11 protein-coding genes are annotated in these 15741 nt (G+C 65.8%); 3 read left to right on the top strand and 8 right to left on the bottom strand.

Features of this window, described 5'->3' with window-relative positions; all coding sequences use genetic code 11:
- Nucleotides 1-147 precede the first annotated feature (147 nt).
- From ACVILL_RS18545 to ACVILL_RS18515, 7 genes are all read right to left on the bottom strand, one after another.
- Complete coding sequence (locus ACVILL_RS18545; protein ID WP_456730373.1) at nt 148-1020, bottom strand: helix-turn-helix domain-containing protein; 873 nt, start codon at nt 1018-1020, stop codon at nt 148-150.
- A 174-nt stretch (nt 1021-1194) separates the two neighbouring features.
- Entirely contained in the window at nt 1195-1872 is a 678-nt protein-coding gene (locus ACVILL_RS18540; protein WP_456730372.1) for a hypothetical protein, read from the bottom strand.
- 79 nt (nt 1873-1951) lie between these two features.
- A complete protein-coding gene (locus ACVILL_RS18535; RefSeq protein WP_456730371.1) occupies nt 1952-2527 on the bottom strand; it encodes an invasion associated locus B family protein in 576 nt (191 codons plus the stop codon).
- Nucleotides 2524-6756, bottom strand: coding sequence for a beta strand repeat-containing protein (locus tag ACVILL_RS18530; protein WP_456730370.1), 4233 nt, complete (start codon nt 6754-6756; stop codon nt 2524-2526). Before ACVILL_RS18530 ends, ACVILL_RS18535 begins: the two co-directional genes overlap by 4 nt.
- Nucleotides 6757-7151: 395 nt before the next feature.
- Nucleotides 7152-8204: a helix-turn-helix domain-containing protein gene (locus ACVILL_RS18525; RefSeq protein WP_456730369.1), complete on the bottom strand. Its 1053-nt coding sequence runs from the start codon at nt 8202-8204 to the stop codon at nt 7152-7154.
- A 566-nt stretch (nt 8205-8770) separates the two neighbouring features.
- Complete coding sequence (locus ACVILL_RS18520) at nt 8771-9322, bottom strand: hypothetical protein (protein WP_456730368.1); 552 nt, start codon at nt 9320-9322, stop codon at nt 8771-8773.
- 216 nt (nt 9323-9538) lie between these two features.
- Entirely contained in the window at nt 9539-11230 is a 1692-nt protein-coding gene (locus ACVILL_RS18515; protein WP_456730367.1) for a peptidoglycan-binding protein, read from the bottom strand.
- A gap of 536 nt (nt 11231-11766) precedes the next feature.
- On the opposite strand from ACVILL_RS18515, the gene ACVILL_RS18510 reads away from it, so the two are divergent.
- The 3 genes from ACVILL_RS18510 to ACVILL_RS18500 all read left to right on the top strand — a co-directional run bounded on the left by ACVILL_RS18510 (nt 11767) and on the right by ACVILL_RS18500 (nt 14965).
- A complete protein-coding gene (locus ACVILL_RS18510; protein ID WP_456730366.1) occupies nt 11767-12195 on the top strand; it encodes a hypothetical protein in 429 nt (142 codons plus the stop codon).
- Nucleotides 12196-12542: 347 nt separating this feature from the next.
- On the top strand, nt 12543-14132 hold the full coding sequence (locus tag ACVILL_RS18505; RefSeq protein WP_456734292.1) for a putative bifunctional diguanylate cyclase/phosphodiesterase: 1590 nt from the start codon (nt 12543-12545) through the stop codon (nt 14130-14132).
- Nucleotides 14129-14965: a hypothetical protein gene (locus ACVILL_RS18500; RefSeq protein WP_456730365.1), complete on the top strand. Its 837-nt coding sequence runs from the start codon at nt 14129-14131 to the stop codon at nt 14963-14965. Before ACVILL_RS18505 ends, ACVILL_RS18500 begins: the two co-directional genes overlap by 4 nt.
- Nucleotides 14966-15017: 52 nt before the next feature.
- Here the strand turns inward: ACVILL_RS18500 and ACVILL_RS18495 are convergent, their stop codons facing one another.
- Nucleotides 15018-15731 (bottom strand): DUF6065 family protein, encoded by a 714-nt coding sequence (locus ACVILL_RS18495; protein WP_456734291.1) that lies wholly within the window; start codon nt 15729-15731, stop codon nt 15018-15020.
- Nucleotides 15732-15741: the final 10 nt, after the last annotated feature.

The raw sequence follows: 15741 nt of genomic DNA, 5'->3' as shown, positions 1-15741 counted from the left end.
GACGACGCGCGGTCAGATCAAGTACGCGAACTCCCGCCAATGGCCCTGACATGCGTTGCTTCCTTCTCCAATGCGATCCCGGCATACGATGGACCATGCACAGGCGCTTGCGGGAAACCGCCGCGACTTGCAAAAAAGCGCCGAAACTCAGGCCCGGCGCTGCTGCCGGAACGCCGACGGGCTGATGCCTATGGCTTGCCGGAACGACGTCGAGAAATGCTGGGCGTGGCTGAAACCCGACGCCAGCGCGATGCTGGTCAGGCTCTCGTCGGTGTCGCTGAGGCGGCGCTTGGCCGATTCGATGCGCAGGCCGAGCACGTAGCGATGCGGGCTGGTGCCGGTGCTCTCCTGGAAGGCGCGCAGGAAATGCCGCTTGCTCAGGCCGGCGACATCCGACAGCGCCGACAGCGAAATCGTCTCGCCGAGATTCGCGCGCACGAACTCTTCGATCTTCCGCAGCTTGAGTGCCGGCAATCCGCCGCGGCTCAGCGGCTTCACCGGTTCCATGCCGCGCGACAGCCGCGCCATATGGGCCAGCGCCTGGCTGGCCCAGCCCTCGGCAAACAGGTCGAACAGATTGTCGGGCGTCGCGGCCTCCTCGCAGAGTTCGGCGAGCCCGCGGCAAAGTTGGGCATGCCCGAACGCAATCGCCGGCCGTTCGATCAAACCGTTGAGGCGGCTCTGCACGAACGTTGGATCGAGGAACACGACAACATAGTCGAACGCGGGCCCGACTGACCATTCGCCCTGGATCTCGGTGCCGGCCGGAAACAGCGCGAGGTTTGCCGTTTCGGAGAACTCATGCTCGACAGGCCGACCGTTGATGGTGGCCCGCAACCGCGAGCAGCCGTTGCGGAACCAGAACAGCGTCAGCTCGGGCTGGCGGAAATGCCAGTTCATCCGCGGCCGGGAGGTCCGGCTGAGCAGCTCGACCCTGACCGGCTCTGACCTGGCGATCACGGACGACACCAGTTCACCGCCGACGTGGCGGACAAACCGCTCCGGACGCGCTTCCTCCATGGGACATCTCCTCCGCGTTTGGCACGGATGGTAGGTTCCAAATCAGAATTGACTATCCGACGGCGGAAATCCAGCCCTTTGTCGGCTGATCGCCAAGATGTTAGCGGGGGATGCAGGGAACAGCGGCGCAAGCCCGATCATGGGCCCCGGCGTCACCATCGACGGAGACGACGTTTACCCCGCGACCCGCAGCGCGGTCACCGCGACGCAGGCGTTGCCGAACGGAATCAGCACCACCTGCGCGCCGTTCGGCAGCGCCATCGTCGAGAGATCGCCGAGCGCGCCGCTTTGCCCGTTGAGCTTGGCGAGTTCGGCGGCAACCGTCGGGCAGTTTTCCGCCCGGGGCGTCACCCGCACCAGATTGCCTTCGCAGGACGATCCGACCGGCGCGGCAAACACGACGCCGGCGGCCTGCTGATTGGGTTGGCCCTGGGGGACCTGGTTGGGTGCGAGCGCGACCAGCGACTGCACCGAATGCGAATTGCCGGCCTTGGCGTCCCACTGCGACTGCGCGGTGTAGTTGGAATTCGTCGCGAGGCCGCGGCCGAGCGTCCCGAACAGGTTGGCGCAGGTCGCGATGTTGCCTTGCCGCGCATGCTCGTCGAACACGGTCGGTTGCTGCCCCGCCTGCTGCGGCGGAACGGACGCCGCGGCAGCAGGCGGCGTCTGCGCCTCCTGCGGACGCTGCTTGTGTGGCTGCGGCTTCGCCGTGGCGGCGGGCTTCTTGGCCGGCGCGGGCGTCCCGGGCTGCAATGGTATCGGCTGCGTCTGCTGCGCATAGACCACGACGCCGGCGGCACCGAGCGCGGCCACCACGACCGCGACAAAGATCAATCCAAGGGTGCGCCGCATCGACCATTCGTCCTTTTCACTTCGCGTTTCAGTTTCGAGCCGGATCCCGGAACGCCACATCCGCATGTCCGACCCCGGCTCATTTCAGTTTCGCCAGCACGCCGGACAGTCCGTCGAGCGGCGCCTCCAGCACGACCGGTCCTTGCGGAAGCTGATAGGACACGCGGCACGGCGTCGCCGCGCGGATGTGCCGTCTCAGCACATTGCCGATCGCAATCGTGGCAAAGCAGAAATTGGCATCGCAGCGATCGGTCTGCGCGACGATCCGGTCCGGACTGTCACCCATGGCGAGCTCGATCTGCGCGCCGACGCCGGCGGCCGCGGGAATGCGCATCGCCATCAGCGGCTTGCCGTCGGCGGTCGCGATCAGCGACCAGTTGAACACGACCGCGCCCTGCGCGTTGACGATCGACTGCGTGACGTTGCAGACCCGGCGCTTGGATTTGAGGCTCTCGTCGCAGATCAGGGTCCAGTTCTTGAACGGCTGGATCATCCGCCTGAACTCGCCGAGCGTCTCGCCTTCCGGCACCACGACGTCCGACGGCTTCACGGCGTAGGCGGATGGCGGCGCGCCCTGCGCGGCTGCGCTCGCCGCCTGCCCGAGCCAGATCACCGAAGCCAGACACGCCAGCCGTCTCGTCGACGTCAGGGTCAATTGAGCGTCAGACTCACGCCGGCGCTGACGCCCCAATCGCCGCCGGCGGTGGTAGCCGCCGCGTTGGTGCGCAGCTTGCCGTTCTCGCTGGTGTAGCCGATGCCGAACGCCAGCGCGCCCTGGCTGCGCCAGACGCCGCCGCCGGCCGATGCGCTGACCTTGCCGGGCCGGTCGTCATAGCGCAGCGACGCGGCGGCCATTCCGATCGCGGCCGCACGCCAGGCATCCTGCCGCACCTCGCCGATCCGGCCGTTGAGCTGCTCGAACGCGCTGTTGAGCTGGTTGACGTTGACCGCATCGGTGCCGTTGACGCCCGCCGCCACATTGCTGATCGTCACCGGCGCGCCGTTGCCGCTGTTCAGCGTCAGCTTGTTGGTGGTGCCGCCGGAGCCGTCGCTGTCATAGCGGATCGAACTGTTGGCGAGCGCCTGGAGCTGGCTGACATTGACCGCATCGGTCGCGGCCGACCCCGCGGCGACATTGGTGACGCGGCGTTCCGCCCCGGACGAGCCGACCGACACTTCGCCGGTCGCAACGCCCGCGACGCTTTTGCCGACCACAGGCGTATAGGCCGCATCGCTCAGATTGGCCGTCGTGGTCGCGTTGGCGCCGAGCGCCAGCGAGTTGGCCGCCGTCGCCTTGGCGCCGGCACCGATCGCGACCGAATTGTCGGCCGACGCGGCCGAGCCGTTGCCCATCGAGATCGCGTTGGCGCCGCTCGCGACCGATTGCGGCCCGATCGCGACGCTCTCCGCGCCGGTCGCGGACGAATCCGCCGCGGTCGAATTGGCGTGGAAATATTTGACGCCGCCGCCACCGGAGCTGATGTTGTTGACGGTGTTGTAGAGAGCGTCGAGCGAGGTGTTGGTGGCCCATAGCTGCGATCCGTTGATCGCGTCCGTCGAGGTCGAGCTGATCTGGCCGGCGGCCACATTGGTGATGGTGCGCTCGGCGCCGGCGCTGCCGACACTGACGGTCGAGGTCGGCGACGTGCCGGCGAAATTGTAGGTGGTGCCGCCGATCGTGGTGCTTGACGTCGCGACCACCGCCGAGGTGGTCGAATTGGCGCCGAGCGCGACGTCGCCGGCCTGCGCCGTCGCCTTGGCGTTCGGACCGAGCGCGACGCTGGTCGGGTTGGTGGTCTGGGCTCCTGCGCCGATCGACACCGACTGGATGCCGCTGGCCTGCGCATTGGTGCCGAACGCGATCGAATCGGCGAAGTTGGAGACCGAGTTCTGGCCGATCGCGATGCCGCCGGGCGCGGTCTGCGCCACGGTTGCGCCAAAGCCCATGCCGATGCCGTTGTCGCCATTGACAATCGTCTGCGGTCCGACCGCGACCGAATTGTTGCCGACCGCCAAGGAGTCGGCCAGCGTCGAGTTGGCGTGGAAGTATTTCGTGGTCGTGGTCGCGAACGACGTCAGCGCGCCGGTCAACTGCCGCACGGTGACGGCGTCGCTGGACTGGGTGCCGTCGGCAACGTTGGTGATCTGGCGGTAGCTCGTGGCATTGCCGACCGACACCGCGCCGAGCAGCGCGAGATCGGTGGTGTTGTAGGGGATGATGGTGCCGCCGATCGTGCCGGACGCCGGCGCGAGCGCGCGGTTGGAGATCGAGCCCGAGCCGAGCGCGACGCCGTCGGCGACGCTGGCCTGGGTGTTGAAGCCCAGCGCGGTGGAATTGGCCGCGGTCGCCGACGCGGCGACGCCGGCCGCCATCGAGTTGGCTCCGGTCGCGCCATTGTTGTTGTAGTTGGCCTGCTGGGTGCCGCCATCGTTGACGCCGTAATAATGCGTCAGGCCGTTGCTGACCACGGTCGAGAGGCTGTCGATCGCCGAGGTGGCGGCGAATAGCTGCGAGCCGTTGACCGCATCGGTCGAGCCGTTGCTGATCCGGCCCGCCGCGACATTGGTGATGGTGCGCTCGTTGCCGACCGTGCCGACGCTGACGGTCGAGAGCGGGTTGGTGCCGGCGAAGGCGTAATTGGTCGTGCCGATGGTGATGCCCGACGTGCCGACTGCCGCTGTCGTCTGGCTGCCCGAACCGAGCGCGATATCGTTGGCGTTGGCGGCGGTGGCGCCGTTACCGATCGACACCGAACCGCTGCCGGTCGCGGTCGACACCGGTCCGATCGCAACCGAATCAGTTCCCACCGCGTTGGAGTCGGCCAGCGTCGAATTGGCGTGGAAGTACTTGATGCCGCCGCCGGTGCTGATGTTGTTGACGGTGGTGGCGAGGCCGTCGACCGCCTGGTTGGTGGCCCAGAGCTGCGAGCCGTTGATGGCGTCGGTCGAGGCGTTGCTGATGCGGCCCGCCGCGACATTGGTGATGGTGCGCTCGGCGCCGGGCGCGCCGACGCTGACGGTCGAGGTCGCCCCCGTGCCGGCGAAGCTGTAGGTGGTGCCGTTGATCACCGTGTTCGGCGTGTTGACGACGGCCGCGGTGACGCTGCCTGAGCCGAGCGCGACGTCGCCGGCGCTGGTCGCCGCCGTGGCGCCATTGCCCAGCGCGACATTGCCCGCGAGACCGGCCGCGCCTGCGGTGGAGCCGTTGCCGAGCGCGACGGAGCCCTGGCCGATCGCCTTGTTGTTGTCGCCGATCGCAACCGCGCCATTGGCCTGGTTGGCGGCGGTGGCAGTTGCGGTGCCGTCGCTGTTGGCGATGTTGTTGGCGCCGCCGGTGAAGGCGCCGGTGCCGCTGGCATAGCTCGGATCGCCGATCGCCACCGCGCCGTCGCCAAAGGCGACGTTGTTCGCACCGATCGCCACAGCGCTGCCGCCGGTTGCGTACGCGCTGGTGCCGATGGCAACCGCGTCGGCGGTGTCCGCGCCAGCGGCGGTGCCGATGGCGACCGCATTTGTGGCGAGTGCCGATGAGCCCGCTCCGACCGCGACCGCGCTTGGCGCTGTCGCGTTGGAAATCACGCCAAGGGCGACGGAACCATCACCACTGGCAACGGCCGAACGGCCACCGGCGAACGAAGTTGCGCCGCTGGCGCTGGCGCCGGCACCAACCGACGTTGAGAACGCTCCCGCCGCGCTGGCCCCGACGCCGGTCGCGAGCGAACTGGTGCCACTGGACGCCGCATTGTTGCCGATCGCGATGCCGCCTGTCGCCGCACTGTTCACGATCGCCCCCGATCCGATCGCGACCGATCCGCCTGAACTCAGAGCCTGCGCCTGATTGCCCACTGCGACGGCGAAAGCCCCGGACGCGATGGTGGAACTACCTCCGGCAAATGAGTTGATACCCGATGCGGTAGCCTGCTTGCCAACAGCCGTTGCGCTATCCGCCGAGGCAACGGACGCATAGCCGCCGGCCCATCCATAGTTGCCGGTAGCCTGGGCCGCTGTTCCGATTGCGGTTGCGTTGTCGGCTCCGCCCCTCGCGTTGATGCCCAAAGAGATCGCTTGAGCGCCGGTGGAGATCGAGCCGCCACCGATCGCCGTGCTGTTCAAACCACTGGCAGTGGAAGACTCTCCCAAAGCAAGGGTGTTTGCTTGACTCGCCGCCGCGTTAGGGCCCAAGGCGACCGCATTGATAGCAGCGGCGTTTGCGAGGTATCCCATCGATACGGCGCCCGTCCCCGAGGCGGTCGCTTGGGTGCCAACCGCGACGGCCAGATTGGCCGACGAAACCGACTGACGTCCGATCGCGATCGCATCGACCTGGGATGCGGTCACATCCGTGCCAATGCCGATGGCACTCTGCGCAAGAGCGCCCGTTCCAGCAGCCGTGCGCGATCCGAGATAAAGGGAATTCAACTGCGATGCGATCGACTGGAAGCCGATCGCGATGGCATTCTGGGCGCTTGCGGTCGTGCTGGTGCCTTGGGCAACGGAATCCAGTCCGGACGCCGATGCCGCACTTCCAATCGCGATGGCGCGCAGGCCGCTCGCCGACGAGTTAGTGTCGATCGCCACCGAATCGGTGCCCGTCGCAGACCCGCCGCCAAGCTGCACGCTTCCCGCGCTGGCGGCCGAGGCGGTGACAATCGCGATGGCGAACGCGCCGAGCGTCGTTGCAACGGCCGACCCGCCAAACCCCAGCGTCCCGAGACCCAGGCGGTCCCGCTTCACGCCAAGGACACGATGCGCCTGCCGCAGAACCGTCAGCAGCCGGCGCCGCAACGAGCGGCTGTCCGCGTCACCTGAGGCGACCCAGCTCCGCACGAAGGCGGTGCGGCCTTGAGGCTTCAGCGATGCGGTTGAAGCTTTTGTGACAGCCATGGTGCGCCCCCTGTATGACATCTTGACCAGACGTCGGAGGCGCCGCGCCGCTGCAGACCGGATGCGAGCCCACTGGACACGCATATGAAGGAATCAAGAGCGCGCGATGCGCGCTCGTCTTCCGGTCTTGGTCGATGATCTCTCAGCGAGCGCGCTATGCCACCCAGCGCTCGCTCGACCACCCCACCATCGTTGCCCCGAGTCGTCATAACAGAAAATGATAGACATATATTTGACAACGTCACTCAGCAGGCCGTCCAAATAGATGGCAGATCGTCTCACAAGTTGAACGATCATTAAGACACACGGTACGCGGACGCGACATATGAATCCGACCGTGCACTGATCGAGCGCAAGACGCGCCGGATTGATCGATCAGCGTTGCGATTCGGCCTTCAACCGGCAGTTGATCTGCGGCGCGCCTGTTCGCGCATCTGGCGCGGGCTGACGCCGAATTCGCGGCGGAATGCGCGCGTGAAATCCGACGCCAGCTTGAAGCCGTGGCGATAGGCGATCTCCTGCACCTGCCGGTCGGGATTGCCGACAAGTTCGGCATGCGCCGCGCGCAGCCGCTTGCGCAGGATGTAACCGGCAACGCCGCCGACGCTCTCGAATGCACGGTAGAGGTTGGAGCGCGAGATCCGCAATTGCTGCGCCACCCGATCCGGCGTGAGATCGAAGTCGCCGAGATGCGTCTCTATATAAAGGCGCGCCCGTTCGAACAGCACCGATTCGATCGCACCGCGCGCCTGCTCCAACCGGTCCGAGGAGAGCTGAATGCAGGCGGCGATCATTTGCGCGGTTGCCCGCCCCGCCTGCCTCAGCTCCTCCGGGGACATCAGGACCAGGCGCGTCTCGAGTCGGTCGAGATAGTCGGTCAACAGCTCGATCAGATTGCCCGAGAGCGGGATGTTGCAGGCGTCGTTGAGCTGATCCGCCACGTCGGCGAACGCCCGGCGCGGCAAGGCGAGCACCAGGCCATCATAGTTCGTGATGCTGCCGCGGAAATCGTCATCGAGCGCGATCAGGAACATCGCGCCCGGCCCGGCCTGCATCCGCCGATCGGCGGTTTCGAAGCTGGCCTCGCCGGAGCGCACCCGGAACAGCCACCAGATGTCGACCGGCGCGCCCTGCGACGGCTCGGCCGCGCGCGCGAATGTCTGATCGGCAAAACGCCCCGACGTGAACACGACATCGGCCATGTTGCAGGTCAGGTACTCCACCTCGAAGCCCTGCGCGGGGCTGTGGCCCTCGGGCGGCGCGACGTCGACCAGCGAGGCCATCCGCGTCTTCCAAACCTCGAACTGCTCCGGCGGCGGATAGGACCGGGTCGTGAACAGCCGCGGCACCGCCGGGGCGATGTCCCGGATGTTTCGGGGTTCGCGCGGCAAGGGAACTCGTTCCAGGAGCTTCGCTGCGCTCACCGGCATGTTGTCGTCTTGTGGCATGTACTTTCGTGCCCCGTTGTCGCAAACGACGAGCGTCGTCTCAACGGAAGCGCATTCCCAAGGTTGCGTCGCCGGCCGCTGGCGCACAGGCGAATTTGAGGCGGACAAGGAAGCAGCATTTTCGGATGGGGACATCACCCGCCTAGGCCGGCCGCTCCTGATAGGGCCGACGAGTCCTGCGGCAGTCGTGCTCACACATGGCATTCATCATCGTCGCATCATTGCCGGACCCTCGCAGAAGCTCCGTCACCGAGTCCCGCCTGTTTGATCTAGAGAACAATCCGCGCGAGAGCCAGAGGGGCCGCGGCGTGCGCCACCAAGAAAATCCAAAATTGCATTCGTGCGATGCGATCGGGCAACGCATCGTCGCAGAGACTTCGGAAAATTTTCTCGATCTTCGCGCCGAAACGAAATGCATGTCACGCGCAAGACGCGAGCAAAGCACGCTACGTGACACACCGCGAAACCCGCTTGCGGAGCTCTCGTCAACCGCGTCCGAGGACGCTTGCCCAATCATGTAGCAATCCGCTGCGTGCGACGTGATGCGATCCCGGCGAACCGCGCAGCTAGACTGCACGAGGCGCACATGTTGTCGCACGCTGCGGCATTCTCCGATCAACGTCGAGATGACGAAGGTCATAATGGCTCATATATTCGCCGGCGAACAAGACGGCTTCGAGCGGCCAGGCCTTGCGTTGCCCGATCCGGGCGAGCCAAGCCGCAAACCGCGGATGGCTTGCGAACCGTCCGTGCACGACGGCCAATTCCTGCCGGAAGACCGGCAGTGAGAGCACCCTCTCGATATCGGGCTCCCTGATCTTCCAGATCCCCGGCGGGATGAAGCCATGCACCTCGAGTTCATAGAGCTCGTAGATCGAGTAGATGGCTTCATGGACAATCCGGCGCTCCTCCAGCGTCATCTCGACGGTACCGTCGGCGCCGGGCTCGAGGAACGCCGCCATCGGCAGGCGACGGCGCAGATCGGAAATGCGGTCGGAATATCTGAGGAAGATGTCGGCGCCCAGGCGCCGGTTGTTGGTGTGGAGCGCGGTGTAGATCGCCGTGACGCCGACGATGATGGTCCCGAGCGTCATGAACTTCAGGATATGATCGAGCACCGTGGTCTCTCCCCTCTGCCGCTTCGCAGGCCGTGAGCACAATTTGACACGCAGCGTGATGGAAGGCACGCGCCAGCCAGGAGGCGGCGCCAATCGACCCGTGGAGAGAACGGACCTCGGCAGACCGCACGGTCAGGCGGCGCGGTCACCGCAGGAAAAGAGCCCCGCCGTGCGGTGGGGCTCTTGCTCGAGCATCCTATGTCCAGCTCGGATATCCTATTTCCGATCGGACTGTTGCGCCGGCGTCTGCGCGCTCTGGCCTGCGCCTGACGATGGCGGATTGCTGCTCTGGTGGGATTGGCTGGACTGTGCGTCCCGGCTGGCACCCGGCCGGTCCGCGCTGCCCTCACCAACGGTGGACTGGCTGCCTGGCGCAGCCTGTCCCGTCGTATTGTGCTGCGGGGCTTGCTGCTGAGCCGACGGCTCATGTCCGGTCCGGCCGGATGTCGACTGGTCCTGCGGCGCGTTGGCCCGACCCGTCGTTTGTTCATCCCTCGTTTGTCCGGTGGTGTTCTGCTCGGCAGGCTGCTGCCGTCCACCACCCTGGCCGATCGTCGACGGCTCTCGCCCCGCACCCTCGCCGATCCTGTCGGACAGGCCCAACGCTGCAACCGTGCGCGTGTCGACGCTGCCGCTGGTCGCGATTCCCTCCCGGCGCTGGAACGTGATCAACGCCTCTCGGGTTCGCGCCCCCATGACACCGTCAGCCTCGCCGACCAGCAGGCCGCGGTCGATCAACACCAGCTGCACCTCGCGGATCTGCTGCGGGCTGAGCTCCATCATCGCATAGCTATCGCTGCTGCTGCGATGGTGGCTGAAGCGCGTCCGCGGGCCGGCCGGGACCACGTCGACGACCCGGCGATCCCGGTCGAGGAACACGACTTCATCCTCGACGATGAAGAAGCTGTCGTCGCGATAATACGGGAACGCATCGATCAACACCGGGAAGGCGGCGACCGACACGACGTTGAACCTCCGGGGCACCACCACGCCCGGATTGACCGCGAAGTTGATCGCGTTGGCGTTCACGCGCGGCGCATTGCGCGCCGACAGCACGGAGCGCTGGATCGTGCTTTGCTGTTGCGCGGTCACGGTGCGCCCGGCCTCGGTCTGAACCGTTGCATTCGATTGAGTGCGAGCGGTTGCACCGGCCTGTCCCTGAGCCTGACCGGTGGCCTGTTCGGAATTGACCTGTCCGGATTTCCCAGCGGAGTTAACCTGACCCTGCGTCGTGCCGGATTGCTGGGTGGCCGCGCCCGTGGTCTGGCCGGCTCTACTGTTCTGGCCAGCCGTTGTGCTCTTGTTCTGGCCCGTCGGTGTGCTCTGGCCGGCTGTCGGGCTCGTGCCCTTGCTCTGTCCGGTGGTGGTGCCCTGACTGCGGTTCGCAGTGCTGGCACGGTTCTCCTGCTGCCGGCTCTGCCGCGTTGTCGCGTTGCCGCGTTCGCGGGATTCAGATCGGCCCATCTGGTCGCGCTGACTTCGGCTCTGGCCGACGGTCTGCTCTTGTCGGCCCTGACTGCGCTGACTCTGCCGCTCGCCTCTCTCCTCTGCGCGGCCGCTTTCGCGGGCTTGCCCCGTGGTCTGGCCCTGCACGCGTTCGCCGCGCTGGGTAGCGCCGCGACCGATCTGACCTTCGGCCCGACCGCTCTCTCGTGCGCCGCCTTCGCCGCGGCCAACCGTCATGCCTTCGCTTCGCGACGCTCCGGGACTTCCATGCATTGTGGCACCGGAACTGCCGGCCGACGGGCCTGCGGATCGGCCGTGTTCGCCACCGCCGGCTCCAGCGCCAATGCCAATGCTGCCACCACCGGCGCCTTCGCGCATGCCTTGCGCCGACGCGAGACTGACGCCGGCCAACAGCACAGCTGTCGTCAGCAGAAACTTGCTCTTCATGGTCTTGCTCTGCATTGCCGATTCCTCCTGCAATATTGCGGCTATCCGGTTCGCGAAAGCTGACGCCACTTGCTGGCGCTTCTAAGCTGCGGCCGCGTTTCAACAAAGCCTGTCGAGCTACGCGGCACATGCGCGCGCACCGCTCGCCGATGAACCTGCCTTACTGGGAAACAACGTCCCGGCCCGCGCCGTTCCTAGACGCGCGCCCGACGCGACATTTCGCGCCGAAGGAACAGCTTTGGCATTATTCTCGGCCACCTCGGTATGGCGCCGAATCCCGTTTCAGGAACCGATTGCCGCCTTTTCCTGTCTCGCATTGGGCACGGTTCGAACGCACACCGATCATCCGCCGGCGCAAATGGGATGAGTTCCGTTCAGTCGTGAACACTTGTTCCATCGCCCGCAGCTTGCACCGTCGCGCGCAATCGAGGCTCTTCTGGCCGCAGTTCTTCTTCAGGACGTCCTGCCATCACCGCCGGAGCGCCGCGATTCGAAACCAACGCTGACCTGTCCCGTTGACCGGCTGGGCAATCAGTATCGAGGAGGATGTCATGAGGAAAACAGCCCTTGTTCTTGCAACAGTCGGTGCGCTTGGGGTGGGCGCCATCGCAGCCCCGGCGCCCGCCGAAGCGCGGTGGGGACACGGAGGGTGGGGAGGATGGGGTCCCGCGCTCGCAGGCGGATTGATTGCCGGCGCAGTCGTCGGCGGCCTCGCCTCGTCAGCCTATGGCTACCCCGGCTATGGCTATGGCTACCCCGGTTACGGCTATGGCTACGCGCCTGCCTACTATGCGCCTGGCTACGCCTACGATGACGACTACTACGCCGCGCCGTATCGTTGGGGCGGCGGATACACCACGACATATTATAGCGGGTACAGGCCGGCCTATTACGGCTACCGCTATCGTCACGTGGTGCGGCCGGCCTACGCCTATTATGGCGGTGGCTACCGGCGTTGGCATCGCTGGCATCGTTGGTGAGACCGGATAGAAATTCGCCGAGCCGAGCGCGGGCATAGCGGTCGGTTCGGCCGGCATGATGACGCCGGCGTCACTGGCGACGGCGGTCCGCGACGTCGAGCGAGCCTGCCCGGGCTCGGAACCATTTGGTTGTCGATCAGTCGTCGAACCACACGAGATCCACGCAGAACTGCATCGGAACCCCCGGATAGTTCTACCGTCGACGAAAGTCTCAACAAATGGGCCCCGCCCCCATCGTAGATTTGTAACCATCTTGCAAATCGTTATCGCGCAAAAGTCGCGGGCGGCCTTCACGCAACGTTTTGCAAACTCCAGACTGCCTACCGTCGCCGGATATTTGAGTGATAATGGGGACCGGGGAGATGGTTGGACTGCGGCCGAATATTTCACTACGGCTCGGGGCCGCGATCAGGGAACGGCATTCTGGCGTCGAGAGCGATCCAGCCGCTGCGTCGGCCGGGGCAAACTCGGAGATCGAGCGCCTGCGCGGCGTCATTTCGCGCCTGATGCACACGGCGGCTCACGACCAGCTGACCGGGCTTCCGACGCGGAGCCTGCTGCTCGAACGTCTCGACCGTGAACTGGCACGCGAGGCTGATGACGGCACGCGGATCGCGGTTCTGTTCGTCGATCTCGACAACTTCAAGCTCGTCAACGATTCACTCGGCCATAGCAGCGGCGACAAGGTGCTGTCCGAGATGGCGCGGCGCATCGTTGCATGTCTTGGACCCGAAGATACTGCGAGCCGGTTCGGCGGCGACGAGATGGTCGTGCTGCATCCGCAAGCCTCGGACTCGTCCGGGGCGGCACTCGGCAGGCGAATCCTTGCCGCTTTGGCCGAACCGATCCTGCTCTCCGGCAAGGAAGTCGTGGTGTCGGCAAGCGTAGGGCTCGCGCACTGCAAGCCCGGCACGAAATGCGCCGAACAATTGCTGCGCGAGGCGGACACCGCCCTCTACGCGGCCAAGGCCCGCGGCCGCGCACGACTGGCCGAGTTCAACGACGAGTTGCATGCCCGCGCCGAGAAACGCGTTCAGATCGAATCCGATCTGCGGGCGGCGTTGCGGGAATCGCAGCTGTTCGTGGAGTATCAGCCGCAGGTCCGCCTGAAGGATGGATGCGTCGTCGGCGTCGAGGCACTGGTGCGCTGGCGACATCCCGAGCGTGGCATCATCTCGCCCGCCGACTTCATCCCGGTCGCCGAGGAATGCGGGCTGATCGTCAGGATCGGACGTCAGGTGCTGCAGGAATCCTGTCGCCAGCTTGCCGAATGGACGAAGCTGATGCCGGGCCGGCCGCTGGCCATGACCGTGAACGTGTCGCCGCGCGAGATCGCGGAGCCGACCTTCATCGAGGATCTGCGCCAGGTCCTCGCCGACACCAAGGTCGATCCGACGTCGCTGTGCCTGGAAATCACCGAAAGCGTGATGATGAGCGCCCCGGAGGAGGTCGTCCAGGTCCTCGACCAGATCCGGCAGCTTGGCGTGTTTGTCGCGATCGACGATTTCGGCACCGAACATTCGTCGCTGTCGCGCCTGCGCGACATGCCGGCCGAAGTGCTGAAGATCGATCGCAGCTTCATCGACGGTCTCAGCAGCGAACCCGGCGACACGGCGATCGTCTCATCGATCCTGAGCCTGGCCTACGCCATGGGCAAGCACACCATCGCCGAAGGTGTGGAACGAAGCGAACAGGCCGCGATGCTGCTCCGCATGGGCTGCGACGTCGCGCAAGGGTTTTTCTTTTCGCGGCCCGTGGCGCCCGAACAGATCGCGCCGATGCTGACCAAGGCATTGTGGCATCCGCGCTCGGGACGCGCACTGCACGCCGCGCAACCCGTCGAGGGACCGGTGCGGCGCGGCCACCACTACTTCATCGATGAGTTCCTCGATCACATCGGGGCGCCCATGGGCACCAAGGCGACGGTGTCGCGATGATGTATCTCGTCATTGGCCTCAGCAATCTGGCGATCGGGCTGGCCTACGCTGGCCTTGGGCTGTTGTCGGCCTGGGAAACGATCACGCTGCACCGGTACCGGGGCTGGTCCCGCTTCGGGATCGGCTTTTCGATGATGGCGGCAAGCTGCGGTCCGCATCATCTGGTGCATGGCCTTCAGGTGCTCCATGGCGAACGCATTTCCTGGTCGATGTTCGCCGTCACCCTGCTCGGGCTGCCGGCAGGGCTCACATTCGTTTTCCTGCGCTTCGAGACGATGCTGGGCGGTCAGGGCGAGCGATTGATCCCGGCTTCGCCGCACCGCGCGATGTTGCTGGTCGGCGGCTTCGCCATCGTCGCGGGCTGGTTGACGGCCTCGGCGATGGCCCAACCGGGCGCGAACATCCCGTTCCTTTGCACGTCAGCCGACGCTGCGGCGCTCACGACGGCTCCGGGCACCTGGATCGACGTCGCCACGGTGACGTTCTTCGCCAACGTGTTCGTGACCGTGACCTACGGCATGGTTGGCTGGTATCTGGCTGACCATCAGGTGCGCCGCTATCTTGCGACCGGCGTGTGGTCGCTGTCCGGCGCGGCCCTGACGGGCGTGTTCTTCACCTGCGCCCTGATCCACCTGATCGACGCCACGACCCACGGCAGCGGTTCGATGCTGGTCTTCGACCTGATCGGCATTCCCGCCTCGGTCTATTTCCTCTGGGTCGTCGAGCAATTGCACAGCGACTCCGTGTTGGACTGGAATCGTCGTCCGCTGGTCGGCGCCGCGGCCGCGCCGGCGCGGCCGTCACCGTGGAGCGGCGGAGGCGTGCCGCACTGACCGGCCGTTTTGGGCCGGCGGACGGCATCTCCCTCCCCCGCAAAAGGCAGCTCTATTCCTTTACAACGAAATTCTTCAGGCGAAGTCGGCTGCGGTGTTCGGCCGGCGTCTCGCGGCCAGACGGATCAAGGCCACGAAAGTAGCCCTTCTGCCAGCGTTGCTGCACGGCTTCCGATTCCGGACGCTGCAAATCGGCATTGAAGGTGCTGCGAGATTCGGACCACAGTTTGTGCTCGCGCTCGAGGTCGGGCGCTTTCGACAGAACCGACACCTGCGGCTCTATCCGCTCAAGCACGCCACGCTCAACGGGAAAAAGGTGACAATACGGCTCACCCTGCTCGAACCTGATCTTCGTATTTGGTCGCGTGAACAGCCAGTTCATGGTGAAGGTGTACGATGACCAGTCCGTCTCGACGATCCCGCTCAGCGGCGCAATGGCGTCCTTTGGCCTGTTGATCGGGCCGGTGACGAAGAGGTCGAAACCCGGATCGGTCCGGAACAGGCACGGGACGTGAAAGGTGAGCACGCCGTGCCCGAAATGGCCCAAAGCCGGCGCATAATTGCTGACATCGGGCTCGACCTGAACGGCCTCTTTCGCATTGAGCCCGCTCCATTGCGCTGAAAATCCCGCCGGACAAAGCAGCTCCCAACCGTGAGCATTCGCAATGTTGAGCGGCAGGCAACGATAGGCGAAGCGCTGATCGGTCGCATCCATCCAGTCGCGTTCGAGCGGTGCGGGACGTATGTGAACCGCGTGACCGTCCATGACATATGCA

This window comes from Bradyrhizobium sp. USDA 3364 (assembly GCF_054056355.1).
The sequence above is the reverse complement of the archived record's forward strand: the minus strand, read 5'-3'. Positions and strand labels throughout refer to the sequence as shown.